The sequence below is a fragment of the Aureimonas altamirensis genome (genome assembly GCF_023702225.1).
Taxonomy (GTDB): domain Bacteria; phylum Pseudomonadota; class Alphaproteobacteria; order Rhizobiales; family Rhizobiaceae; genus Aureimonas; species Aureimonas altamirensis_B.
This window is the reverse complement of sequence record NZ_JAMQCO010000008.1, coordinates 57632-81726: the sequence shown is the minus strand read 5'-3', so window position 1 is coordinate 81726 and position 24095 is coordinate 57632. Positions and strand designations below refer to the sequence as shown.

Here is a 24095-nt window from a genome sequence, read left to right as displayed (position 1 = left end):
ATGCATGACCGCGCCCTGATCCGCACCGGCGCCGCAGGCGCCATTGTCGTTGCGATCTGCTGCGCGGCGCCACTCCTTGCCGTGCCCCCGCCGCTGGCCGGCCTCGGCGCGTGGTTGACGGGTTCGGGTCTGGTCGTGCTTTCCCTGATCGCCGCGGGCCTCGGGCTTGTCGCCTGCGGCATCCATCATCGCCGTGCAAAGGTCGTCTGTTCCAACACGAAGATTCTGAATGAAGGCCTGAAGCCATGAACGATTGCTGCACATCCTCCGCGTCCCGCGACAAGGTGACGGTTTCTACATCCGCAACGGTGCCGAGCTTGGCCGTGCGGCCGGGTGTGACGTTTCCGGACTGGTCGGTGGTTTCGTCACCCGTGGTGAAGGAGGCCCTGCTGGCCATGGTCGGCTCCGACCATGTGCTCAACCGCTGGAGCGGCTACGAGGCGGCCACGGATCGCGTGCGCGTTGCGTTGCTACAGCTCTACGCCGAACACGGGCGAGCCCCGACCCCAAGCGCGCTTGCCAAGCGTGCGGGGCTGAGCGAGGAAGCCGTCCGTGCGCTGCTCGAAGAGCTCCGCCGTCGCGACCTCGTCGTACTCGATGGCGACATGATTGTCGGCGCGTATCCCTTCACCGACCGCGACACCGGCCACCGGGTCACACTGGACGGACGCACTCTTACTGCGATGTGCGCGGTCGACGCGCTCGGCATCGGCGCTATGACCGACCAAGACATCTCGATCGTCTCGCGCTGCCGCCACTGCGGCGCGCCGGTCCGGATCACCACGCAGGAACGGGGCCGGGCTCTGGCCGACGTTGAGCCGACGACGGCCGTCGTATGGCTCAGCGTCCATTACGAAGGCGGATGCGCTGCGAACTCGCTGTGCACTGCAACATCCTTCTTCTGTTCCGACGATCACCTCGCCGCGTGGCGCCGGCAGCGTCCTGCAGACGAGCCGGGATTCCGGCTGTCGATCGAGGAAGCTCTCGAAGCAGGTCGGGCGATCTTCGGGCCCAGCCTTGCCGGAATCGGCACAATCGCCGGCCACGGCAACAACGCGGCCGAGACACAAGGTGAGCCTCAATCGTCGGGCGATACGGCATCGCCGGACAGGCCCGTGACGCATCGGCGCCTTGGCACGAATGGCCGCAACAATGGTTCCTACGACCTTGCCATCATCGGCGCCGGCTCGGCCGGCTTCTCGGCCGCGATCACGGCAGCCGATCAGGGCGCCCAGGTGGCCCTCATCGGCAGCGGCACCATCGGCGGCACCTGCGTCAATATCGGTTGCGTGCCGTCGAAGACGCTGATCCGCGCCGCCGAGACGCTCCACAATGCCCGAGCCGCGGCACGTTTCGCCGGCATCACGGCCGAGGCCGAACTGACCGACTGGGGCGGAACCGTCCGTCAGAAGGACGCGCTGGTTTCGGAGCTACGTCAGGCCAAGTACGCCGACCTGCTCCCGGCTTACAACGGCATCGCCTATCGCGAAGGGCCGGCGCGCATCGTGGACGGCGGCGTCCAGGTGGACGGCACGTTTGTCTCAGCCGGCAAGATCATCATCGCGACCGGCGCGCGACCGGCCGTCCCTGTCATCCCCGGCATCGAGACCGTGCCATACCTGACGAGCACGACGGCGCTTGATCTCGAGGCGCTGCCCCGATCTCTGCTCGTGATCGGCGGCGGCTATATCGGGGCCGAACTCGCCCAGATGTTCGCCCGCGCCGGCGTCGAGGTGACGCTGGTGTGCCGCTCGCGTCTCCTTCCGGAGGCCGAACCCGAAATCGGCACGGCGCTGACGGGGTATTTCATGGACGAGAGCATCGCGGTGATTTCCGGCATCACGTACCGGACGATCCGCAAGACCGCGGACGGTGTTGCACTCACTGTCCATCGCGACGGCAAGGACGTCACGATCGACGCCGATCAGGTGCTCGTGGCGACGGGCCGCGCGCCCAATATCGAAGGTCTCGGGCTCGCCGAGCATGGGATCGCTCTCTCGCCGAAGGGCGGCATCTTCGTCGATGACCGCATGCGCACGACAAGATCGGGCGTGTACGCTGCCGGCGACGTCACCGGTCACGATCAGTTCGTCTACATGGCCGCCTACGGTGCCAAGCTCGCGGCGAAGAACGCCCTCAACGGCGACAGCCTGCGCTACGACAACAGTGCCATGCCGGCCATCGTCTTCACCGATCCGCAGGTGGCGAGCGTCGGGCTGACAGAGGCGGCTGCGCGGACCGCCGGCCACGCCGTCCGTGTCTCCACGATCGGTCTCGACCAGGTGCCGCGCGCGATTGCCGCCCGAGACACACGCGGGCTCATCAAGCTCGTCGCCGACGCTGGCAGCGGCCGGCTGCTCGGGGCGCATATCCTCGCACCGGAGGGAGCCGACAGCATCCAGACGGCGGCCCTGGCAATCCGGCACGGCCTCACCGTCGACGACCTCGCGGATACGCTCTTTCCGTATCTCACCACCGTTGAGGGCCTGAAGCTCGCGGCTCTTGCCTTCGACAAGGACGTGGCGAAGCTCTCATGCTGCGCCGGCTGAGCCGTGAAGGCTCGGATGTCGAACGTGACAATGTTGGAGGAGATCTAGTGGCGAAGAGATATGACCTTGCGATCATCGGCACGGGAACGGCTGCGATCGTAACAGCACACAGGGTTCGTGCGGCTGGCTGGAGCGTCGCCGTCGCGGACTTCCGGCCCTTCGGGGGCACCTGCGCCTTGCGCGGTTGCGATCCGAAGAAGATGATGGTCGGCGGCGCCGAGGCGGCTGATCACGCCTGGCGCATGAGCGGACGTGGAATCGAAGGGGACGCGACGCTCGATTGGACGGGACTGATGGCCTTCAAGCGCAGCTTCACCGATCCGGTACCGCAGAAGCGTGAGAAAGCCTTTGCCGACAAAGGGATTCACGCCTTCCACGGTCACGTTCGCTTTATCGGCCCGAATGCGCTCGAGTTCGGAGGAGAGAGGATCGAGGCGGACCGTATCGTGATCGCCGCCGGCGCCGAGGCCGTGCCGCTCGGCATTCCGGGCGAGCAGCACCTGATCACCAATGAAGGCTTCCTGGAACTGGAGAGCCTGCCTGAACGCATCGTCCTTGTCGGCGGCGGTTATATCGCGGCCGAGTTTTCGCACATCGCGGCGCGCGCCGGAGCACAGGTCACAATTCTTCAGCACGGGAAGCGAATGCTCAAGCAATTCGACCCCGATCTCGTCGGCTGGCTGATGGACAAGTTCAGCGAGCGCGGCATCAATGTCCGCACACAGGCAGGGGTGACCGCCATTGAGAAGGTATCAGACGGCTATCGCGTCCGGGCGGACTGTCCTGACGGCGAACTCGATATGGACGCACATCTGGTCGTCCATGCCGCGGGTCGGGCGCCGGCGCTCGCGACGCTCGATCTCGATGCCGGGAGCGTAAAGCACCATAACGGGCGGCTGGCGTTGAACGGATTTTTGCAAAGCGTCTCCAACCCCGCGGTCTACGCAGCAGGTGATGCCGCCGGCCTAGGACCGCCGCTCACTCCGGTATCAAGCCATGACGCGAAGGTAGTCTCGGCGAACCTGCTCAACGGCAACACGGTCAGGCCTGAATACACAGGCGTTCCGAGTGTCGCCTTCACCATCCCGCCGATCGCAGCCGTCGGCATGAGCGAAGCCAAGGCGCGTGAGAAAGGCCTGAACGTTCGCGTAAAGACCGAGCGCGTGGACGGCTGGTTCACCGCACGCCAGCAGGCCGAGACGGTGTATGGCTTCAAAACGTTGGTCGACGCGGACACTGACCGCATCCTCGGCGCCCATCTTGTCGGTCCGCACGCTGACGAAGTGATCAACATCTTTGCACTGGCGATCAGGCAAGGGCTGACGGCAGAGCAGTTGAAGACCACCATGTTCGCATATCCCAGCGGCGCGTCAGATATCGGCGAGATGCTTTGAGCGTAAGTGAGGTGGTCGACCGGTACGGCCGCGGAGCAGTCTGCACGAAAGAAATCCCTTCACCAGTCGCATTCGGTTCGCTGAGCAGTCGTAAAAACCACGAACCGCAATGCGAAGAGCAGCCCTCCAGATACTCCCGAGTGTCTCACCCGTTCTAAAACCGCGCAACGCCGCCAGATCGGCTGGTTTCGGCTGATGAAAGTCCGCTGAGACAGCTTGACTGTTCAGATAAGTCGCCGAGATGAACGCGGCCTTCTGCTGCGCCTCGCTCGGCATCGTGCCGACCGTGCGCCACGCCGACTACATCGGCTCCTGGCTGGAGGTGCTGCGCGAGGATAACCGCGCCATCGTCCGCGCCGCTTCGCAGGCGAGCAAGGCGGCCGACTGGCTGCTGTCGCATCTGCCCGACGAGGACGGCGCTGAATCGGTTGCGGCCTCGACCGAGCGGAGGGTGGCGGCATGATCCTCCTGACCCGTACCCAGCGTGCGCAGCTCCTCGCCAATGGCCGGCAGCGCGGCGCCGATCACGTCCCCGTCGTCAAATTCTTCAATCCCTTCGGCGCGGGCGTCTGGCTCGCCACCGAGCTGGATCAGGGCGGCGACATCATGTTCGGCCTGGCCGATATCGGCTACCCCGAACTCGGCTCGTGGAGCCTGGAAGAGCTGCGTGGGGTCCGGTTGCCCTTCGGCATGGGGATCGAGCGGGATCTGCTCTTCACCGGGGATTTCCCGATCTCGGTCTGGGCGGAGGCTGCGTGGGAAACCGGCAGCATCCAGGCGGCGGAACGAGCCCTCTACCGCGCCGGTGCGGCATTCACCCGCACATCCACAGATACGGAAAGCCGGGAATCCTGATTTCCGGTTGCCGGCTTTGTGGCCTGGCGTCGCACTCTTCAGAGGAAGAGGGCGGCGCTTCGCTTCGTGACGGGTTGGAGGTCGAGAGAGTGGCTCCCGGCCGCCCGTCGCGGAGAAATCACCATGGCCAAAGCTGCCAGGAAGAAGCCCGTCGCCCCGATGATCGTCTTTTCACGGGCGCGCGACATTCCGTTCAACCGGATCAGGCTGTCGGACAGCAATGTTCGCGAGGCTGACGTCGAGGCGGGTCTGGACGAACTTACCCATGACATCGACCGGCGCGAGGATCTCGTGCAGGGCCTCAACGTTCGCGCCATCCTCGACGCGGACGGCGTTGAGACCGGCGATTTCGAGACCCCGGCCGGCGGCCGCCGCTACAGGTCCATCGCGCGCCTCGTCGAAGCCGGTCGCTTCCCGGCCGATGGCCTCGTCCCCTGCATCGTCAAGAAGGCCGATGCCAAGACCTCGGCAGTCGACGACTCGCTGGCCGAGAACCTGCTGCGCCTCGCCCTGCATCCGCTCGACCAGTTCAAGGCGTTCAAGCGGATGTTCGACATGGGCATGTCGAAGGAGGAGATCGCCGACGCCTGGCGGACCACGCCGCGCTACATCATGCAGCGCCTTCGTCTCGCGACGGTCGCGCCGGCGCTGCACGACGCCTATGCGCGGAATGAGATGACGCTGGCGATGCTGGAAGCCTTCACCGTCAATCCCGACCACGAGCGCCAGCAGCAGGTCTGGGAGCGGATCAGCACGTCGTGGCAGAAAGAGCCCTGGCACATCCGCAGCCTGCTGACCGAGACCACGGTTCCGGCTGCCGACAAGCGCGCCCGCTTCATCGGCATCGACGCCTATGAGGCGGCGGGCGGCCCGGTGCTGCGCGATCTCTTCTCCGACGAGAACGGCGGTTGGTTGCAGGACGTCACGCTGCTCGACCGCCTGGTTGACGAGAAGCTGCGCACTGTCGCCGACGAGATCGCCGGACAGGGCTGGAAGTGGATCGACGCGGCAGTCGAACTTCCCTACGGCTACGCCAACGGCCTGCGCAGGCTGGTCGGTGTGACCCAGGAGCTGACCGACGAGGAGCGCACCGCCCGCGAGGCGCTGCGCGACGAGTATGACGAACTCGAAGCGCAGTATGCAGAAGCCGACGACCTGCCCGATGAGATCGACCAGCGGCTCGGGGAGATCGAAGCCGAGTTGGAAGGCTTCGAGAACCGGCCCGTCACCTTCGCGCCGGAAGACATCGCCCGTGCCGGTGTTTTCGTCAGCATCGACCGCGATGGCGAGTTGATCGTCAGTCCCGGTTATGTCCGCCCCGAGGACGAACAACCCGAGAGCGTCGATGGTGAGGATGCGGGCGAAGGTGCCGACCCGTCCGATCCCGATGCGGTGCAGCGCGCGGTTATCACCGTCGGCGGCGAGCCGGTCCCGGACGGCGATGAAGAGGAGGACGATGCCGTCAAGCCGCTGCCCGAGCGGCTGGTGACCGACCTGACCGCCTGGCGGACGCTGGCGTTGCGCAATGCGCTTGCCGAGAATCCGCGCGTCGCCATGACGGCGCTGCTGCACAAGCTGGTTCTCGATACTTTCGAGCGCACCGCCACCTCGGGAACCAGCCTCTATGCCGCCGTGCGTCACATCTATCTTCCCACGGATGCGACCGGGCTCGCTGACAGCGCCGCCGCGAAGATGATCGACGAGCGCGCGGACGCCTGGCGGGGCGACATCCCCGCTGGCGATGACGACCGGCTCTGGGACTGGATCGACGGTCTCGACGATGCCAGCCGCCTGGCGCTGCTCGCCCATTGCGTCAGTTTCGGGGTCAACGCGCTTTACGAGCGGCCCAACCCCTATTCGGGGAATGGCATCTCGCAGCACGGTCTCGACCGCCGCATGGCCGAGGCCGAACGGCTGGCACAGGCCACCGGCCTCGATCTCGTCGAAGCGGGCTGGAGGCCCACGGTCGAGAACTACCTGGGTCGCGTGACCAAGACCCGCATCATCGAGGCGGTGCGCGAGGGCGCCGGCGATCGCGCGGCCGATCTCATCGCGCATCTCAAGAAGGGCGATATGGCGAAGGAGGCCGAACGGCTCCTGGCCGATACCGGCTGGCTGCCGGAGCCGCTGCGCCCCGCCATCGAGGCGCAGGCCGTGGATGGCGCGACCGATCAGGACGAGGACAGCGTGGCGCTGCCCGACTTCCTCGCCGGTGGCCATGAGGACACGGCCGAGGCCGCCGACGATCCAGAGGCCCTCGTCGCCGCCGAGTGACGCGCAGCAGCGGGGCGGCCTCCGCCGCCCCGCATTCCATCCCTTCCATCTGAAGGCCCGGCATCTCGCCGGGCCGCTTTCGTTTCAGGAGCAAGATCATGTCCGCTTCCCTCATTTTCGACATTGCGCCTCTCGGCTCGCTCGTGGCCTATAGCGACGGCCAGCCGAAACCGCCCGCACGTTTCACCAAGAAGCTCGCCGCGTGGAAATCCCGCAACGGGGCCGGTCGCCTCGTGCGCAAGGAACCGGGCCGCGAGCGCCCGACCTACACGACGCCGCCGTCCTTCACCCTGCATGAGGGTGATTTCGGCGAAGGCGGCATCATCCTCATCACCATCATGCGCAGCTACGGCATCGACAGCGATCTGAGCTTCCGGGTTGTCGAACGCCCGAAGATCGGTCAGGTCCGTGTTGTGCAGGATGTCGGAGAGAACGTCGAATTGCTGCACCTCGCGGAGAACCACGAGGCGGCCGAACTCTGGCTAGCCAGGAACGGCTACAGCCGCGCGCGCCTCGAGGAGATCACCGCCGACGAGGCAGGCGCCGATGCCGTCGAGGGTCGAGCTGCCGCGTGACCATCGCCGATCCCGTTCATCCGGCCCGCTTGTCCCGTGACGGCGGGCCTTCTTCGTTTCAGGAGAACACAATGGCCATTCCCGATCCCGTTCGAACGAACTTCGACACTCTGCTTCGTGCTGCCGATGACGGCAATCTCGCCCTTATGGAATGCCTCGACGCCGCGACCCGTGAGACACGCTATGTCCTGTGCGCGGTCGGCCGCGACGGGGGTGATTACGTCTTCACGCCGTTCGGCCATCTCGCAAGCGGCAACCCCTATGACGCCTATCTGCCGCCGGATCCCGACGATCCTGCCGGCTTTGTCGAGAAGGCCGAAGATGGGGGCGCATCATGATGACGGTCGATGAAATCTTCGCCGATGACCGCCGCAATCCGCCATCGGAGCGCTCGCTTCCCTGGGAGGAAACCCGCAACGGCGTCACCGTCATCGTGGAACCGAAACCGCATTGGGCCGAGGACATGCGCGCCTTCCGGCTCGATGCCCGCGAATACTGCCGCTATGCCGACTGGACGGCCCATGGCGCCCGGACGCGCTTTTTCGGTCATATCGACACCTCCGGCGACGATGTGATGATGAAGGCCCGCGCCATGATCGCCCGCGAAATCGCCGATGGGTTCTGGGACTGACCGGCCCTGAAAGCCGAACCTTGCACACGGGGCTATCGGGTATCGCTGCACAAGCAGCGATGGATCGAGTTCGAGCTTCACCATTGCGCCAACTCCTTGGTGTTGTGGGGGCAACGGGTTCCGTCCCCGGCCTGAAACACACCCTGAATATCCGCCGGCAACGAGGCTGGCGCAGCAAAGCATCTGCGACGGGTTTCCGGCACCGGCTCGACGCAAAGCACCATCCCCCGCTTCCATTCGCTAACCTTGGTCCGACCGTCTCTTTGCATTCAACCCCGGTGGGGTCGGCTTACGCGCGCGTGCCGCCCTCGGGGATTCGGAAAGAATCCGAACGCCCGAGGGTGATTGCAGATCCGGTCAGACACTTCGGGCGCCTGTCGCGCGGGGGATGGTCCCCCGCCTCCAAAGACAGGAGCCGGAACCCATGTCCTACGCAGATGCCACCGCTTTCGCCGCCAGCCTCGCCACCACGCTGATGGTCGTGATCGTCGTGTTCCAGGCCGGGGACGGCACCCACGGCGCCATGCCCGCCGACGAGTTCGACGGCGACGAAGAGATGGTGAAGCTCGAACTCGATCCCTTCGGCTGAGGCGCGAAAGCGCCTCCGCCCGACGGCCCGGCCCGCGTCAGGCGCAGCCGGGCCTTGTGCCATGCGCAGGCTGCGCATCGCCAGCGGCGGTGCCGAGGCCTCGCCTCGGCTCTGGAAAGGGAGAGTTGGGCCGGGATCGGGGCGAGCCTGGCGGAAGGAGAGGAGAGCGCCGCCGGGCCATATCATCCCGCTCTCCTGGAGGATCATCCAATGACCGATACCGACAAACCAGCCACGCCGGAATTCGACATGGCCGCCAGCGTCGCGCGCTTCTTCGCCGAGCGCGATGAGCGCAACCGTCGCGCTGAAGCGGTCCGTCCCGACAACAAGACGGCGCTGTTCGATGCGCTGGCCGCCGCAGGCATCACTCTCGTGACCGTCACCTTCGACGGTTCTGGCGACAGCGGCCAGATCGAGGACATCACCGCGCAATCGGACGACCGGACCGTGGACCTGCCGCAGGGCGAGATCACCATTGCCACGGTGGCATGGGGAACCGACAAGGTGACCGCAATCTCAATGGGCGTTGAGGCGGCCATCGAACAGCTCGCCTATGACTTCCTCTCGGAAACCCATGGCGGCTGGGAGAACAATGATGGCGCCTATGGCGAGTTCAGCTTCGATGTGGCGGCGCGCACCATCACGCTCGACTACAACGAGCGCTACACCGCCACCGAATTCTACAGTCACGAGTTCTGAGGGGGCGGAAATGGCACATCCCTATCATCATGCGCTCTCGTCGGTGAAGAAATGGGGCGGCACGGTCGAGGATTACTTGCCCATCCATAGCTGGTTCGATGCCAGCAAGGAGATCCTGGCCGATTTTCGTCATCGCGCGCTTCGCCACCATGCCGAGGGCATCTTCATGGCCGAGACCATTTTCGGGGCGACGATCACCCTGTCCACCGGCAGGGTGATCCCGGCCCGATGGGTCGGGGAGCAGCATGTCCGCGAGGATCTGGGCCGTATCCCGTCCTTCGCCGATTGGGCGCGGGCAATCCACCCGGCGCCTTGGATGGGGCGGACGCAGCGGATCGAGGCGGAGGTCGATCCGCATTGCGTCAATGGCCGACTTCAGGAAGAAGTCTGAGCAGTCGCGTCAGCCTCCCCCTTATGAAAGCCTCTTGCCATGCTCAGCCATATCGTCATCTCCGTCCTGCTCTGCACGGCTTCCTGCGAACCGGCGGAAATCCGCGTCTGGGACGGTGACTCGATCCGGCTGGGTATGGGACAGCAGTCCGAAGCTGTTCGGATATTCAACATCGACGCTCCCGAAATGGAGGGCCGCTGCATCCATGAAACCGACCTTGCCCGGCAAGCGAAGATCAGGCTGGCGGAAATCCTGCAAGGTCGGCGGGTCGAAATCCTGCGTCAGGGGACCGACCGCTATGGCCGGACCCTGGCGGCGATACGCGTCGAAGGCCGCGATGTCGGCGATATTCTCGTCGATGAAGGGCTGGCGAGAACCTGGGCCGGGCGGCGTGAGCCCTGGTGCTGATCGCCGGATCGTCCCGCCGAGGTGCGGGACGATCCACCGTCGGGACGGGAGAGTAAGAGTGCGGGCCGGTTGGCCGTGACGGATTGTGAGGCGGGAGAGGGGCTTCCGCCGTCCGTCGCGGAGCATTCCCCATGAGCCTTTCCCACCACACCACTTTCGCCTCGATCGGCGAAATTGTCGCGCGACAGATCCTGCCCCGGCTGCGTCATGCCCAGAAGCTGCCGCTGCGCATCTCCTGCATCGGTATCGCCAGCGATGACGAAAGCGATGACGTCGGCGGCTTCGACCGCACGCTCGTCATCGGCCAGTGCCAATCCCCCGAAGAGGCGCTGATCATCGCCAGCCAGCGCGTTGCGCGCGGTGATTTCCGCGTTGGACAGGGCGATGCGCTGCGCTTTCGCCCCCGCGTCATGGTCATTCAGGACAACGAACTGGGCCTTGTCCTTGCCGGTGAGGTCCGGGCCGGGATCGTGCTCTGGCAGCATCCGGTCGCCTCCGACGCCGAGGCTCGCCGCACCGTCACGGAGGCCAGCCGTCTGCGGGGCATGGCCTTCACGGCATCCGGGCGCGGCGATGCGGTATCGGCTCGTGATCTCCGCCACCGCGCCAGCCTGCTCGAGGCGCGGCTGGTCGATCCCTTCTGGCGCGAGACGACTGCCGATCTGCTGCGGCTGCCACAAGCTGCCTGACCTGTCGCCCCTTTCCATCCACTAGGCCCGGCCCCGCGCCGGGCCTTCTCGTTTCAGGAGCCTGACATGGCCGACTACTTCACCCATTTCTCCTGCCTGCTCGACGTGGGCAGCCCCGAGAACGCCGCCCGCGCGCTTGATCTCTACAACGCGCTGGCGCGCGAAAACGCCGCCGAAGATCCGCCCTCGGACGGCTTCATGCTTTCGATCCAGCCCGAACATGGCGGCACCCAGCTCTGGATGCGCGATGACGGCACCGGCGATCCCGAGCATGTCATCCAGTTCGTCAAACGCTGTGCCGCCGCGTTCGGCCTGACCGGGCTATGGGGGATGCAATACGCCAATACCTGCTCACGTCCGAGAATCGACGGGTTCGGGGGCGGCGCGCATGTCCTCGACCTCGCCACCGGCGAGACGGTGGACTGGATCTACACCGACGGTTGGCTTTCCACCGTTCTGGACGGGGGCGACCCCAATGCCTGACGTCATCGAAACCACGGTCTATCGGCTCGACGAGCTTTCCGAAGCCGCGAAAGACAATGCCCGCGCCTGGTATCGCGAGGGCGGCTTCGACTACGATTGGTACGATGCCGTCTATGAGGATTTCCGGCGGATCGCGGACATCCTCGGCATCCGCATCAAGACCCGCACCGTCCGCCTCATGGGCGGCGGCGTGCGACAAGAGCCTTGCATCTGGTTTACGGGCTTCTGGTCGCAGGGCGATGGCGCCGCGTTCGAAGGCCACTATTCCTATCGCAAAGGCACGGCGGCGGAAATCCGTACCTATGCGCCGAAGGATGTGGAGCTGCACCGCATCGCGGATGCCCTGCACCAGGCGCAACGCCGCAACTTCTACCAGTTGACCGCCGAGGCGACCCATCGGGGGCGATACTATCACGAATACTGCATGGCGATCTCGGTCACCCGCGACAGCCCGACCTGGCAGGACATGACCGCCGATGCCGAGGAGACCGTCATGGAGGCATTGCGCGATCTCGCCCGTTGGCTTTATCGCCAGCTTGAGCGCGAATACGACTACCTGACTTCGGATGAGGCGGTCGATGAGGCCATCGTTGCCAACGAATACAGCTTCACAGTTGATGGAAAGCGCTTCGGCTGAAACCCTTCTGCGCTGCCTCACAGAACCGACAGCAGGTCCGTCCGTGAGAAGTCGTCGCCGACGAAGAGCAACGGGCAGCCGCGTTCGCTGGCGACCTCATAGGCGAAGCAATCCCCGTAGTTGAGTCCGGCGGGATGAACGCCCTTGCCCCAGCGGGCATAGGCTTCGGCGATCCTGCGTGCCGAGGCTTCAGTGACGGAGACCACCTCGAACCCAAGGCCCTCGACCAGGGCGGCGATCTCTTCACCGACATTGCGCCGCCCGGCGACGATCAGCGCCTCGGCCACTGTTCCGGCCGAGATCAGCAGGCCGTCTGCCGCCTCGATCGCCACCATGCAGGTCTCGGCCTGCGGCTCGTCCAGCACGATGGCCATCAGCGCCGAGGTATCGACGGCGATCATGCCGGCATCCCGTCATCCCCGTAGAGGAAATCCTGGCTGCGCGCGGCAGCCGCGCCGGGCAATGCCTTGCCCCGCGCCGTGGCCCGGACCCGCTCCATCAGCGCGCGCCGGCCTTTCGGGGTCGCCACCACGGCAACCGGCACGAGGCGGGCGACCTCGTGGCCCCGCCGCGTCAGGATCACCTCGTCGCCGGCTTCGGCCCGCTTCACCAGTTCGGTGAGCTGCCCCTTCGCCTCGGTGACAGAAACCCTCATCGCATATCACTCCAGATGTTCTCCGCTATTCTGCACAAGATGGTCCAGATAATGGTCCACTTCAAGCCCCCAGAGCGAAAGGACGGCCGGGAACAGGTGCCCCCGGACGGGTTGAGAGAGGGTCGTCCGGCAGGTGCCCCTTTCCCTCTCGGAGACCGATCATGGCTTTGCCCGAACTTGCTTCCCAATCCGCAATCCGCGTCCCCGACGAGCGCCGCATGGACTTCCTGCCGCGCCTTTTTGGCCGGCGCCTGCTCATCATCGGCGAGCATACCGTCTTTCGCTTCATGGAGATACTCAGCCCCGGCGATTACGGCGGCGGGCTCTGGGATTTCTACGAACGCGCCGGCCAGCCGCTCTATCTCGCGCCGACCTCAAAGCCCCGTTGCCGCCTGTTCTGCGAAGGCAACGGCTTCGAGGGCGAGGTCTCAAGCGATGCCGCCGGGATCATCGCCACGCTCTTCGCCTTCTCGCATCTTTCCTTCCGCTACGATGACGACGAACTCGCCGAGGGCTATGGTCGCCTCTACGAGCATGCCGCCGATCACGCGGAGGCGGCGGCGATTTTCCAGGCCATCGACTGAAACCCACAAGCGCCCAGCCTGACGGTCGGGCGCTTGTTTCATGCCTGCTTTCGCCACGGCTTCAGAGCGAGAGATGGGCCGGAAGGGGTTTGAGCCGGTGCGGTCGAGAGAGAGCGCTGCCCGGCTTGATCCTGACTTGCTCTCCCGAGGAATCCCCGATGAACATGATTTCCGCATCCGCGGCGGCATCCGCCACCGCGCCGCTTCCGTTCGACCATGACGCTGAGACCGCGGCCTGCGTTTTCACCGCTGCCGGTCTGCTGCTGCCGCATCTGGAACGCGGTCAGCGTGTCGACGCCGCCACGCTGCGCGGCGCCATGGAGGCCGCCTTCGGCACGTCCGATGCCACCGGCGCTTGGGACTGGAAGACCGCCTATGATGCCTGCGAGGCGGCGACCGTCCTCTTCCTGCGCAAATACGGCAATGCACTTTTCCGCAAAGCCGGGTCTCCGTCGGCAATCCTGCCGCAGCTTACGAAAATTGCCGGGCTCCTGCCGACCCACACCCGGCGTTCCGAGGAAGCGCAGACCTTCCAGCAGTTCTCCACCCCGATCCCTCTCGGCTTCGCTGCGGTGACGGCGGCGGCGATCACGCACGCCGACCGCGTGCTGGAGCCCTCGGCCGGCACCGGGCTCCTCGCCATCCTGGCCGAGATCGCCGGCGGTGCGCTGCTCGTCAACGAACTGGCCGAGGTCCGCGCCGGCCTGCTTTCCTCCCTCTTTCCGGCCCTGTCCGTCACCCGCTTCGACGCCGCCCAGATCGACGATCATCTCGATCCCGGCCTGATCCCGACAGTGGTGCTGATGAACCCGCCGTTCTCGGTCATGGCCCATGTCGAGGGCCGCGTGGCTGATGCCGCCTTCCGCCATGTCGCCTCGACGCTGGCGCGCCTTGCGCCCGGCGGGCGGCTCGTCACCATCACCGGCGCGAGCTTCGCCCCCGACAATCCGGCCTGGACGGCTAACTGGAAACGGCTGCAGGAGCGCGGCCGCGTGGTCTTCTCGGCCGTCATCGATGGATCGGTCTATGCCAAGCACGGCACCACCATCGACACGCGGCTGACCGTCATCGACAAGCTGCCCGCCGAAGACCCGGCGGTGTTCCCGGCAGCGCCCGGTGTGGCGTCGGATGTTGCCACCCTGATGGGCTGGCTGGCGGAGCAGCTTCCGGCCAGGCTTCCCGTCGATCCCGGCCTGGCCGTGCCGGTGGCACGACCGACCGCGCCGCGCACCGTGCGCGGCTATGTCAACCGCGCCGCGCGATCCGCGCCCGACGCGCCCCTTGCGGAACCGGAGGCCGTGCCGGTCGCCTACGAGATCGTGGATTGGGAACCGGCCGAGGGCGGCCGCCTCTCCGACGCGATCTACGAGGAATACGGTCTTCAGACCATCCGCATCGCCGGGGCGCAGGCGCATCCGACCCAGCTCGTGCAGTCGGCCTCGATGGCGAGCATCGCGCCGCCGAAGCCGAGCTATCGTCCGGTGCTGCCCAAAGACATTCTCGGCAGGCTGTCCGAGGCGCAGTTGGAGACGGTGATCTATGCCGGCGAGGCCCATATGGGATTCCTCGCCGGGGCTTGGACGGTGGACGACACGCTCGACAATCTTGCTGCCACGCCGGAGGACGCCAAGGGCGCCGTCCGCTTCCGCCAAGGGTTCATGGTCGGCGATGGCACCGGCGTCGGCAAGGGCCGGGAATCCGCAGCGATCATCCTCGACAACTGGATGCAGGGGCGGCGCAAGGCGGTCTGGATCTCGAAGTCCGACAAGCTGCTGGAGGATGCGCAGCGCGACTGGTCGGCGCTTGGCATGGAGCGGCTGCTGGTCACGCCGCTGTCGCGATTCCCGCAAGGCGCAAAGATCACCCTGAACGAAGGCATCCTATTTCTAACCTATGCCACGCTGCGCTCCGACGACCGCGGAGAAAGGATTTCCAGGGTCAGGCAGATCGTCGAATGGTTGGGTTCCGACTTCGATGGAGTGGTGATTTTCGACGAGGCGCACGCAATGGCCAATGCCGCAGGAGGCAAGGGAGAACGCGGCGATGTCGCCGCCAGCCAGCAGGGCCGTGCCGGGCTGCGCCTCCAGCACGCCCTGCCGCAGGCCCGCGTGGTCTATGTCTCGGCCACCGGCGCCACCACCGTCCACAATCTCGCCTATGCGCAGCGGCTCGGTCTCTGGGGCGGCGAGGATTTCCCATTCTCGACCAGGGCGGAGTTCGTCGAGGCGATCGAGGCCGGCGGCGTCGCGGCGATGGAGGTGCTGGCGCGCGACCTGCGGGCGCTTGGCCTCTACACCGCCCGCTCGCTGTCCTTCAAAGGCGTGGAATACGAGTTGCTCGACCACGAACTGACCCCTGAACAGGTCCGCATCTACGACAGCTATGCCGATGCCTTCGCCATCATCCATAACAATCTCGATGCGGCGATGCAGGCCGCCAACATCACCGGCGGCGAGGGCGGGTCCGGCACGCTGAACCGGCAGGCCAAGTCCGCCGCCCGCTCGGCCTTTGAGAGCGCCAAGCAGAGGTTCTTCGGGCACCTGTTGACGTCGATGAAAACCCCGACGCTGATCCGGTCCATCACGGCCGATCTGGAAGCGGGACATTCTTCCGTCATCCAGATCGTCTCGACCGGCGAGGCGCTGATGGAACGGCGGCTGGCAGAGATCCCCACCGAGGAATGGGGCGATCTGAAAATGGACCTGTCGCCGCGCGAGTATGTCCTAGACTACCTCGCTCATTCCTTCCCGGTGCAGCTTTATGAGCCGTTCACGGATTCGGAGGGCAACCTGTCGTCGCGCCCGGTCTATCGTGATGGCCAGCTGGTCGAGAGCCGCGAGGCCGCGGCCCGGCGCGACGAGATGATCGCCAACCTCGCCAGCTTGCCGCCGGTTCCCGGCGCGCTCGACCAGATCATCCAGCATTTCGGCACCGACACGGTGGCGGAGGTCACGGGCCGCTCGCGTCGTATCGTCTGCAAGCGCGGCGGCGGCGTTACCATCGACCGGCTCGTCGTGGAAAGTCGCGCCGGTTCGGCCAACCTGGCCGAGACGCAAGCCTTCATGGACGATCAGAAGCGGGTGCTGGTGTTCTCCGATGCCGGCGGCACCGGGCGCAGCTATCACGCCGAACTGTCAGCGAAGAACACCCGGCTGCGCGTCCATTACCTGCTCGAAGCCGGCTGGAAGGCGGACGCCGCCATCCAGGGCCTTGGCCGGACGCATCGCACCAATCAGGCGCAGCCGCCGCTGTTCCGGCCGATCTCGACCAATGTGAAAGCCGAGAAGCGCTTCCTCAGCACGATTGCCCGCCGCCTCGACACTTTGGGCGCGATCACGCGCGGCCAGCGCCAGACCGGCGGCCAGGGCCTGTTCCGGCCCGAGGACAATCTGGAAAGTCCCTACGCCCGCGACGCGCTGCGCCAGCTCTATCTCCTGCTGGTGCGCGGCAAGGTCGAGGGATGTTCGCTCGAACGCTTCGAATCCGCCACCGGGTTGAAACTGATGGACGCGAACGGCATCAAGGACGAGCTGCCCGCCATCACGACTTTCTTGAACCGGCTGCTGGCGCTGACCGTCGAGCTTCAGGGCGTTCTCTTCAGCGCTTTCGAGCAGCTTCTGACCGCGCGGATCGAGGGCGCCATCGCGTCCGGCATCTATGACGCTGGGCTGGAGACGCTGCGCGCCGAGAGCTTCACCGTCACCGACCGTCAGGTGATCTACACCCATCCCCGCACCGGGGCCGAGACCAGCCTGCTGACGATCACCGAACGCAAGCGCAACCGGCCCGTCATGCTCGATGCCGCCCTAGCGGAACTCGACGATCCGCGCGCGAAGCTCCTGATCAACGGGCGCTCAGGCCGCGCGGCGGTGCAAATCCCCACCACCAGCGTCATGCTGGACGATGGCGAGATCGAGCGCCGCGTCAGGCTGATCCGGCCGATGGAAGCACACAATATCCCCATCAGGATGATGGGCGAGACCCATTGGGTCGAGGCCGACCGGGACGCATTCGCTGCGGCCTGGAATGCGGAACTTGCGGAGGTGCCGGAGTTCGCAGACAGCACCCTGCATATGGTGACGGGCTTGCTGCTGCCGATCTGGAAACGGCTGCCGAACGAGTCCACCCGCGTCTATCGCCTCCAGTCTGACGCGGGCGAGCGCATCATCGGCCGCAAGGTCTCCCCGGCCTGGGCCGCGAACGCGACCACGACCGGCATCGCGAAGGTCACGCCGAAGGATGCTTTCGCGGCGCTGATGGAAGGCCGGACGATCCTCGATCTCTCCGAGGGCCTCCAGCTTCGCCGGGTCCGCGTCATGGGGGTGAACCGCATCGAGCTTTCCGGCTTCACCGACACCATGCGCCAGCGTCTCACGGCATACGGCCTCTTCCACGAGATCATCTCCTGGAAGCTGCGCATGTTCGTGCCAGTCGATGCCAGCGGACCCGCCGTGCTGGCCAAGCTCTTCGACCGCTGGCCGGTCGAGCGCATCGGTGAACGGGAGGCAGCCTGATGCCGCGTCACGACGCCTCCGAACTGGCGACCCGTCTCGGCCGAGAGGCCGAGGCGGTCTGCCGCCACTATCTCTCGTCCGGCCACCGCGCCGGGCGATATTGGCTGGTCGGCGATGTGCAGAACACTCCTGGCCGCTCGATGTTCGTGCGCCTGACCGGCCCGGGTTCCGGCAAGGGCGCGGCGGGGAAATGGACCGACATGGCCACCGGGGAGCATGGCGATCTGCTCGACGTCATCCGCGAGGCGCTTGGCCTTGTCGACTTCAAGGAAGTGGCCGAGGAAGCGCGCCGTTTCCTTGCCCTCCCGCATCCTGAACCGGAGAAGACGAGGACGCCGACCGGCAGCACATCCAGCAGCGTGCCCGGTTCGCCTGAAGCGTCGCGCCGCCTCTTCGCCATGGCGCAGCCGATCCACGGCACCCTTGCGGCGATCTACCTCAACGGGCGGGCGATCACCTCCCTCTCGGACACCACCGCGCTGCGCTACCATCCGAGGTGCTACTATAGACCCGACGAGTCTTCACCCACCGAGATCCGGCCGGCACTCGTTGCCGCCGTCACCGATCTTGCGGGCCAGCAGACCGGCGCGCATCGCACCTGGCTCGCCCCGGAAGGTTCCGGCAAGGCGGCTGTCGAAACACCGCGGCGGGCGATGGGCGTCCTTCTCGGGCACGCTGTCCGCTTCGGAACCGCCGCTGAGGTTCTCGCCGCCGGCGAGGGCATCGAGACCGTGCTGTCGCCCCGTCAGGTTCTGCCCCGCATGCCGATGCTGGCGGCGCTTTCGGCCGCTCACCTCGCTGCCATCCTGTTCCCGCCGTCGCTGCGCCGGCTCTATGTCGTCAGGGATCGCGACCCGGCCGGGGACGGTGCAAGAGACGGCCTGGCCGCCAGAGCAGAGAGCCTCGGGATCGAGGCGATGTCGCTCACGCCGCTCAACGGCGATTTCAACGATGATCTGCGACGCCACGGCGCCGATGCCCTCCGGGCGCGTCTGAAGGATCAGCTTCATCCTGAAGACGTCCGCCGGTTCATGGAGAGGTGAGGTCGTGATCGGTCCCGGAGGCGCGGCCCAGCGTCATCCTCTGCCGGTTTCAGTCTTTCGCCATCGGCAGGTGCATCCATCGTCGGAGAGTCCCGCGCCCACGGCCTTCGGAGAGGGCGATCGGCGCACAAACGGGCCGGGCAGGCAATGGCCGGGTTTGGACTATTTTCCGCCGGCGGGGACGAACCCCGCCTTTGCATCGCGAAAGTCAAAATAGCCCACCCCCGGCCATCAAGGCCCTCGCGGAGCGGGCGAGGGCTGCCAACCCGTCCCGCCCGTGCGCTTCGACGCCTGCGAAGGCCGCGATGGGCGCGGTCTCCAGACGAAGGACGCTCCCGATGACGAACGAAACCTATTCCGCAGGCGACGAGCCGGTCCACACCTCCTCCCAGACCGATCACACCCTCACCGAACTCCAGCTCTACGGCTGGCGCCCGTTCCAGGACGAACCCGATCCGAGGCCGCTGCCCGAGGGCAACACCGTCGCCGCCGCCGTCACCGACATCTTCGACGCCCTCGTCGCGACGCTCGGCGACACCCGCTTAGAGCCCGACCTCGAAGAGCTGCTCTGGGGGACCGTCAATCTCTTCCACCGCGCCACCGGCCGGGTGGAGCGCGATCTCGACGACAACGAGCAGGCGCAGCGCCGGCTTCAGCGGGAACAGGACGGCAGCGAGGTCAAGTCGGTCGAACTCGAACGCCTCACGGCCGAGGGGCAGACCCTGATCGAACGGCGCGCCAGCATGGAACTCTTCCGCGACCTCGCGGCCGAGGCTTTCGAGCACCACACCGGCAGTGCCTGGCGGCCGCGCAGCGGCTCGATGGTCAACCATCGCAACCTGACCGCCGCGATGATCGACAGCCGCGACTTCCTTGCCGCGAAGCGCCGGGCCGAGACCGAGGTGATGCTGCCCGCCGGCCCGAAGGTTGCCGTGACTGGCGGCGCGGACTTCAACGATCACCGCCTGATCTGGGCGAAGCTCGATCAGGTCCATGCCAAGCACCCCGAGATGGTGCTGCTGCACGGCGGGTCGCCGAAGGGAGCCGAACTGATCGCTTCCCGTTGGGCAGATCACCGCAAGGTGCCCCAGGTCGCCTTCCGGCCCGACTGGACCAAGCACGCCAAGGCGGCGCCGTTCAAGCGAAACGATGCCATGCTGGACGTGCTGCCGGTCGGCGTCCTCGTCTTCCCCGGCACCGGGATTCAGGAGAATCTCGCCGACAAGGCCCGCAAGCTCGGCATCCCGGTCATGAAGTTCGACGGCGGCGCGTAAGCGCCGCCGCCTGGCGGCTTTCGGCCGCCGATACTTGACAAGATGCAAGGCCGCGCCTTTGATGGAACATCCTTGCAGAACCGGCGAAGCAGCATAGTCGCAGGCGGAGCGCATCTCCCGGCAGCCTGTCGTGATCCCCAACCGTTCTCTGGAGGTTTCCATGACGCTGATCCTGCTCGCCATCTCGCTCACCATCGCGGCCTGCGTGATCGCCTGGAATCTCGCGATCTATGCCTTGCCCGTCATGGCAGCCATCACGGCCGCGCAATATGCCTGGGGCGCGGGCGCCGGGGTCGTGATGTCCGGCCTCATGGCCATCGGCGCCGCCGTGCTCTCGATCGCGCTTGTGATCGTGACTCTTGGCTTCGCGAAGAACCCGGCCCTGCGGCTCATTGCGCTCGCTCTCTTCGCCGTGCCCGCCGTCATCGCCGGCTATGCCCTTGTCTATGGCATCACCAAGAACGCCATCGACTCGGGGCTGGTTCTCAACCTGTTCGGCGACATGGGCGGTCTCGTCATCGGCATCTCGGCCATCGTCAATCTGAACGCCCTCGGCGAGTCGGTGTTCTCGCGCTGAAACGGCAGACGCGATCAGCCACTTCTGAGGAAGGCCGGCAGCTTGCGCCGCCGAGCCCCGGTCGTTTCGCCCAAGACGGAAAAGCAGTTCGTCGCAGCATGTCACCATCGCACCCGGTCTGCTTCTCGCGGCGCTTGAAATGGTCTGCGGTGCGAACCGTGGTCCCGTGCGGTCGATGCCCCGCTGCATCGGTCCACGTCGTTTCGTGGGGCCTTCGCGAACACCTTCCTTGTCCCTTCACGATGCTGAGGGACCGAGCCTTTGGCCGATGAAGCAGGGCGGCGCCATACCGGACCTGAGAACCCGATAGCCTGTCCGATCACATCGCGGATGACATGGCCTTCCGGCGGCGGACACGACGGTGACCGGCAAAGACGGTTGAAGGAGTGCCATGCCGGTGGTCTCGGTTCGCATGGGGGCCTGCCTGGTCGCTGTCGCCAGCAAGGACGATGGTTCTGCTGTGCGTCCCCGATCTGCTTTCGAAAGCACCATCCCTCCGCCTGACTGATCCCCTAAGTCCGTTCGGCTTCCACCAGCAACCCCCGCGGCTCCCAGCCGTGTTGCCGCGCAAACGCGGCTGCCCGCCCCACCTGGGGCCTTGGGGGCAAGCTGCAGCAAGGGCGGCAGTTGCAGGAGTCTTCCGACGGCCTTGGCCGGGTCTCGTCGGAGGGACGGTCCCTCCGAGGAGCAACGGAGACCTACAATGCAGAACATCGTCATCCTCGCCGGCAACATCGGCCAGGCCCCCGAAACCCGCACCACCCAGGGCGGCACCGGCATCACCCACTTCACCCTGGCCACCTCGCGCCCCCGCTATTCGGAAGGCCGCGTCCTGCGCGACGAGAACGGCTATCGGGTCCAGGACACCGAATGGCACCGCATCACCTGCTTCAACGGCCTCGGCAAGACGGTCCAGCAGCATTGCGACAAGGGCATGAAGGTTCTGGTTCGCGGCCGCATCCACTACACGAAATGGACCGATGCCGCCGGGGTCGATCGCTACGGCTGCGAGATCATCGCCGAGACGGTCGATTTCCTGAGCCGGGCGAAGCAGACCCAGAACGACGACGGCAAGTTCATCGACGACGATGACATTCCGTTCTGATCGGGAACCCGAGGCCCGGCGGCGCAAGCCGCCGGGTTTCCCTCCTGCTTCACCGGATCGCGCCCGCCGCTTCTGGCAAGGTCCAGCGACCGAATCAGACGGGCATGGACGGGAGCGTCGTCTCTCCATCCTTGATAATTGCACCTGAATTTCGGCTGGTGCTCACAGCGAGAACGACTATTATAGCCGTAGTTCTGGAGTGCGTGCGTATCCCGGTGGGAGGTGATCATGTATGATCACCGCTCGCCAATCTCGGGCTGCGCGCGCGTTACTGGGATGGACACAGGAGACGCTCGCCGACAAGGCCCAGGTCGCATTGACCGCACTCAAACGCCTCGAATCCCAAAGCGGGCTCGAGGTGTTCGAGTCCACCCGCGACCAGGTGCGCCGCGCTCTCGAAGCGGCCGGGATCGTTTTCTTGTCGACGGATAAGGGCGAGGGCGTGTTGCTGCAACACGATACGGTCAACACCGACAAACGGTGAAACAGCGGCCAGCGTGATGTCAGGTTCTCGTCAAAAGGAATGGCTGTCTTCCGCCGAAGATGGTTAACAAATACGTTACCCAAACGTGAGCGAATGATGGGACGCCCGACACAGACTTTCCTCGACAAGCCACCGTCCAGCCAGACGCTGACGTCCTATGATCGCGAGCATATGAAACTCTACATGCGCCTGCTCGATGCCGAGCGTGATGGCGCCGATTGGCGCGAAGCTGTGCAGGTTCTCTTTGGCCTCGATCCCGAACATGACCCCGAGCATTGCCGGTCCATCCATGACGCTCACCTCGCCCGCGCGCACTGGATGACCGAACACGGCTACCGCGAGCTGGTCCGCGAAAGCCAGCGCAATTCCTGACGCGTGATGCGTGCCGCGCATCACCTGTTGACCATCGCCTGACTTCCTCAATTCAACGCGTGCGGGAATCCTGACCCTTCTCAATTCGTTTGAGTAGACCCGGGAGGCCGCGATGACCCCTGACGCATCGACTTGGCGTTCGTCGGCGCAATACGACCATCTGGATGAACTGACGGCATCCGATCTGGCCTGGGAATGGCTGCGCCGCAATGACGATTATGACGCAGATTTTGAAGCCTCAATTGCCGACCATGGAGACCCCCAACCGCTGACCGAACGGATCCGGCAGCGATGGGGGTTGCGATTTCCCTGTCGATCCGTTGGTCCCGCCACCCGATGCGCCGGTCTTTTGGCTCCCGGCGGAGGACACAAGTGTGGTGGTGCTGACCGGGGTCCCTTCGGAACTTGGCGACAGCGCTGACGTCACTCCGCAGAACTGGCGCATCGACTACGCGGTCGAGAATGCAGGTGCGGAGTTTCACTTTCCGCTCGGCAACGGGCAGAAGCTCCAGATTTTCGACGGTGCCATCAAGGGGGACGCGATCGCGGTCGCCATCGTCCCTCTCAGCCTCGCCGGTTTCGACCGGATCGAGGCCATTCAACGCTTCCTTTCGGCCCTGCATGGTCGCGCGATCCCGCCGGATACGCGCCTGACACGCCAGCAACGCGCACGCCTCCGACGGATGCTGCGGGCCTTCGATGGCCATCGGGCCGGCGTCACGCAGCAGGAGATCGCGCGGGTTCTTCTGAACACCGGCCGGCTTGAGCGGGACGAATGGCAGGCGTCCTCGGCCCGTCATGCCATCAAGGCACTCCTGCGCGACGCCCGTTCCATGGTCGCCGGCGGTTATCGGAAACTCCTTCGTCATCGCCGCCCACGATAACGCGATCCTTTGCCCTGATGGTGGGCGATTTCGATACCCCCCAACTTCGCCCTGCAACTCGCCGCTCTTCCTGCGCCACCGTGGTCATTGCCCGCCGCTGATCCGCAGCGGCCGCTTGCAACCCCACGGAGGCCCGATCATGCCACATGAACCCGTCGTCCTGCCGCCGCGTTTTCTACGGACCAAGGAGGCCGCGACCTTTCTCAGCCTCTCGGCCCGGACCCTCGAAAAGCACCGCACCTACGGAACCGGGCCTGCCTATCGCAAGCTCGGCGGCCGTGTGGTCTATGCCATCGACGATCTCGAGGCCTGGACCGAGCGCGGCGCGGTGACCTCCACCTCCGATCCGCGTGGCTCAGTGCTGCCCGCCAAGCGTCAGTCGCTTCCGTCCGGCCCGCAGGCCGGTCGTTACGCCCGCTGATCGCAGCC

Annotated in this window: 28 protein-coding genes and 1 pseudogene; 27 read left to right on the top strand and 2 right to left on the bottom strand. The window is 65.8% G+C overall.

Annotated features, from left to right (window positions below; genetic code table 11):
• From NDN16_RS14275 to NDN16_RS14200, 16 genes and pseudogenes are all read left to right on the top strand, one after another.
• Complete coding sequence (locus tag NDN16_RS14275; RefSeq protein ID WP_036742955.1) at positions 1 to 249, top strand: hypothetical protein; 249 nt, start codon at positions 1 to 3, stop codon at positions 247 to 249.
• Positions 246 to 2549: a bifunctional organomercurial lyase/mercury(II) reductase MerBA gene (gene merBA / locus NDN16_RS14270; RefSeq protein WP_192388694.1), complete on the top strand. Its 2304-nt coding sequence runs from the start codon at positions 246 to 248 to the stop codon at positions 2547 to 2549. Before NDN16_RS14275 ends, merBA begins: the two co-directional genes overlap by 4 nt.
• A complete protein-coding gene (locus tag NDN16_RS14265; protein ID WP_285292715.1) occupies positions 2534 to 3943 on the top strand; it encodes a dihydrolipoyl dehydrogenase family protein in 1410 nt (469 codons plus the stop codon). The genes merBA and NDN16_RS14265 overlap by 16 nt, the downstream gene beginning before the upstream one ends.
• Before the next feature lie 232 nt (positions 3944 to 4175).
• Positions 4176 to 4406 (top strand): annotated as a pseudogene (locus NDN16_RS14260) (zincin-like metallopeptidase domain-containing protein); the annotation flags it as partial.
• Positions 4403 to 4798, top strand: coding sequence for a DUF2958 domain-containing protein (locus tag NDN16_RS14255; protein WP_039194750.1), 396 nt, complete (start codon positions 4403 to 4405; stop codon positions 4796 to 4798). The pseudogene NDN16_RS14260 and the gene NDN16_RS14255, both read left to right, overlap by 4 nt.
• A 123-nt stretch (positions 4799 to 4921) precedes the next feature.
• Complete coding sequence (locus tag NDN16_RS14250) at positions 4922 to 7072, top strand: ParB/RepB/Spo0J family partition protein (protein WP_039194752.1); 2151 nt, start codon at positions 4922 to 4924, stop codon at positions 7070 to 7072.
• Between the two features lie 98 nt (positions 7073 to 7170).
• Entirely contained in the window at positions 7171 to 7647 is a 477-nt protein-coding gene (locus tag NDN16_RS14245) for a hypothetical protein (protein WP_012092595.1), read from the top strand.
• Between the two features lie 71 nt (positions 7648 to 7718).
• Positions 7719 to 7985, top strand: a complete 267-nt coding sequence (locus tag NDN16_RS14240) for a DUF6117 family protein (RefSeq protein WP_012092596.1) — start codon at positions 7719 to 7721, stop codon at positions 7983 to 7985.
• Entirely contained in the window at positions 7982 to 8278 is a 297-nt protein-coding gene (locus tag NDN16_RS14235) for a hypothetical protein (protein ID WP_012092597.1), read from the top strand. The genes NDN16_RS14240 and NDN16_RS14235 overlap by 4 nt, the downstream gene beginning before the upstream one ends.
• A gap of 424 nt (positions 8279 to 8702) precedes the next feature.
• A complete protein-coding gene (locus NDN16_RS14230; protein ID WP_166507195.1) occupies positions 8703 to 8867 on the top strand; it encodes a hypothetical protein in 165 nt (54 codons plus the stop codon).
• A gap of 210 nt (positions 8868 to 9077) precedes the next feature.
• Positions 9078 to 9566 carry a DUF6878 family protein gene (locus NDN16_RS14225; RefSeq protein ID WP_012092608.1) on the top strand — a complete coding sequence of 163 codons (489 nt, stop codon included), beginning with the start codon at positions 9078 to 9080 and terminating at the stop codon, positions 9564 to 9566.
• Positions 9567 to 9576: 10 nt separating this feature from the next.
• Positions 9577 to 9957 (top strand): DUF6915 family protein, encoded by a 381-nt coding sequence (locus NDN16_RS14220; protein WP_012092609.1) that lies wholly within the window; start codon positions 9577 to 9579, stop codon positions 9955 to 9957.
• A 39-nt stretch (positions 9958 to 9996) separates the two neighbouring features.
• A complete protein-coding gene (locus NDN16_RS14215; RefSeq protein WP_012092610.1) occupies positions 9997 to 10365 on the top strand; it encodes a thermonuclease family protein in 369 nt (122 codons plus the stop codon).
• Positions 10366 to 10496: 131 nt separating this feature from the next.
• On the top strand, positions 10497 to 11054 hold the full coding sequence (locus NDN16_RS14210) for a hypothetical protein (RefSeq protein ID WP_039194755.1): 558 nt from the start codon (positions 10497 to 10499) through the stop codon (positions 11052 to 11054).
• A gap of 66 nt (positions 11055 to 11120) precedes the next feature.
• On the top strand, positions 11121 to 11537 hold the full coding sequence (locus tag NDN16_RS14205; protein ID WP_012092612.1) for a hypothetical protein: 417 nt from the start codon (positions 11121 to 11123) through the stop codon (positions 11535 to 11537).
• Complete coding sequence (locus NDN16_RS14200; protein WP_039194756.1) at positions 11530 to 12174, top strand: antitoxin; 645 nt, start codon at positions 11530 to 11532, stop codon at positions 12172 to 12174. Before NDN16_RS14205 ends, NDN16_RS14200 begins: the two co-directional genes overlap by 8 nt.
• A 17-nt stretch (positions 12175 to 12191) precedes the next feature.
• Here the strand turns inward: NDN16_RS14200 and NDN16_RS14195 are convergent, their stop codons facing one another.
• Together NDN16_RS14195 and NDN16_RS14190 are read right to left on the bottom strand one after the other, a co-directional pair.
• Positions 12192 to 12575, bottom strand: coding sequence for a type II toxin-antitoxin system VapC family toxin (locus NDN16_RS14195; RefSeq protein ID WP_012092614.1), 384 nt, complete (start codon positions 12573 to 12575; stop codon positions 12192 to 12194).
• The gene (locus NDN16_RS14190) at positions 12572 to 12829 is read right to left on the bottom strand and encodes a type II toxin-antitoxin system Phd/YefM family antitoxin (protein ID WP_028034381.1); all 258 of its coding nucleotides are present in this window, start codon (positions 12827 to 12829) and stop codon (positions 12572 to 12574) included. Before NDN16_RS14190 ends, NDN16_RS14195 begins: the two co-directional genes overlap by 4 nt.
• 161 nt (positions 12830 to 12990) lie before the next feature.
• On the opposite strand from NDN16_RS14190, the gene NDN16_RS14185 reads away from it, so the two are divergent.
• The 11 genes from NDN16_RS14185 to NDN16_RS14135 all read left to right on the top strand — a co-directional run bounded on the left by NDN16_RS14185 (position 12991) and on the right by NDN16_RS14135 (position 24087).
• A complete protein-coding gene (locus NDN16_RS14185) occupies positions 12991 to 13413 on the top strand; it encodes an antirestriction protein (protein ID WP_012092616.1) in 423 nt (140 codons plus the stop codon).
• Positions 13414 to 13571: 158 nt separating this feature from the next.
• Positions 13572 to 17927 carry a strawberry notch-like NTP hydrolase domain-containing protein gene (locus NDN16_RS14180; protein ID WP_192388691.1) on the top strand — a complete coding sequence of 1452 codons (4356 nt, stop codon included), beginning with the start codon at positions 13572 to 13574 and terminating at the stop codon, positions 17925 to 17927.
• A complete protein-coding gene (locus NDN16_RS14175) occupies positions 17927 to 18970 on the top strand; it encodes a DUF7146 domain-containing protein (RefSeq protein WP_192388690.1) in 1044 nt (347 codons plus the stop codon). The genes NDN16_RS14180 and NDN16_RS14175 overlap by 1 nt, the downstream gene beginning before the upstream one ends.
• A gap of 338 nt (positions 18971 to 19308) precedes the next feature.
• Positions 19309 to 20244, top strand: coding sequence for a DUF2493 domain-containing protein (locus NDN16_RS14170; protein ID WP_012092619.1), 936 nt, complete (start codon positions 19309 to 19311; stop codon positions 20242 to 20244).
• Between the two features lie 160 nt (positions 20245 to 20404).
• The gene (locus NDN16_RS14165) at positions 20405 to 20821 is read left to right on the top strand and encodes a hypothetical protein (protein ID WP_251114170.1); all 417 of its coding nucleotides are present in this window, start codon (positions 20405 to 20407) and stop codon (positions 20819 to 20821) included.
• 703 nt (positions 20822 to 21524) lie between these two features.
• Positions 21525 to 21926 carry a single-stranded DNA-binding protein gene (locus NDN16_RS14160; RefSeq protein WP_012092621.1) on the top strand — a complete coding sequence of 134 codons (402 nt, stop codon included), beginning with the start codon at positions 21525 to 21527 and terminating at the stop codon, positions 21924 to 21926.
• Between the two features lie 232 nt (positions 21927 to 22158).
• Entirely contained in the window at positions 22159 to 22410 is a 252-nt protein-coding gene (locus NDN16_RS14155) for a helix-turn-helix domain-containing protein (protein WP_012092622.1), read from the top strand.
• Positions 22411 to 22506: 96 nt separating this feature from the next.
• Positions 22507 to 22782, top strand: coding sequence for a DNA -binding domain-containing protein (locus NDN16_RS14150; RefSeq protein WP_039194909.1), 276 nt, complete (start codon positions 22507 to 22509; stop codon positions 22780 to 22782).
• A gap of 112 nt (positions 22783 to 22894) precedes the next feature.
• A complete protein-coding gene (locus tag NDN16_RS14145; RefSeq protein WP_073469400.1) occupies positions 22895 to 23203 on the top strand; it encodes a transcriptional regulator domain-containing protein in 309 nt (102 codons plus the stop codon).
• Entirely contained in the window at positions 23160 to 23666 is a 507-nt protein-coding gene (locus NDN16_RS14140; protein WP_073469398.1) for a DUF2285 domain-containing protein, read from the top strand. The genes NDN16_RS14145 and NDN16_RS14140 overlap by 44 nt, the downstream gene beginning before the upstream one ends.
• 139 nt (positions 23667 to 23805) lie before the next feature.
• Positions 23806 to 24087 carry a helix-turn-helix transcriptional regulator gene (locus NDN16_RS14135; RefSeq protein WP_039194768.1) on the top strand — a complete coding sequence of 94 codons (282 nt, stop codon included), beginning with the start codon at positions 23806 to 23808 and terminating at the stop codon, positions 24085 to 24087.
• Positions 24088 to 24095: the final 8 nt, after the last annotated feature.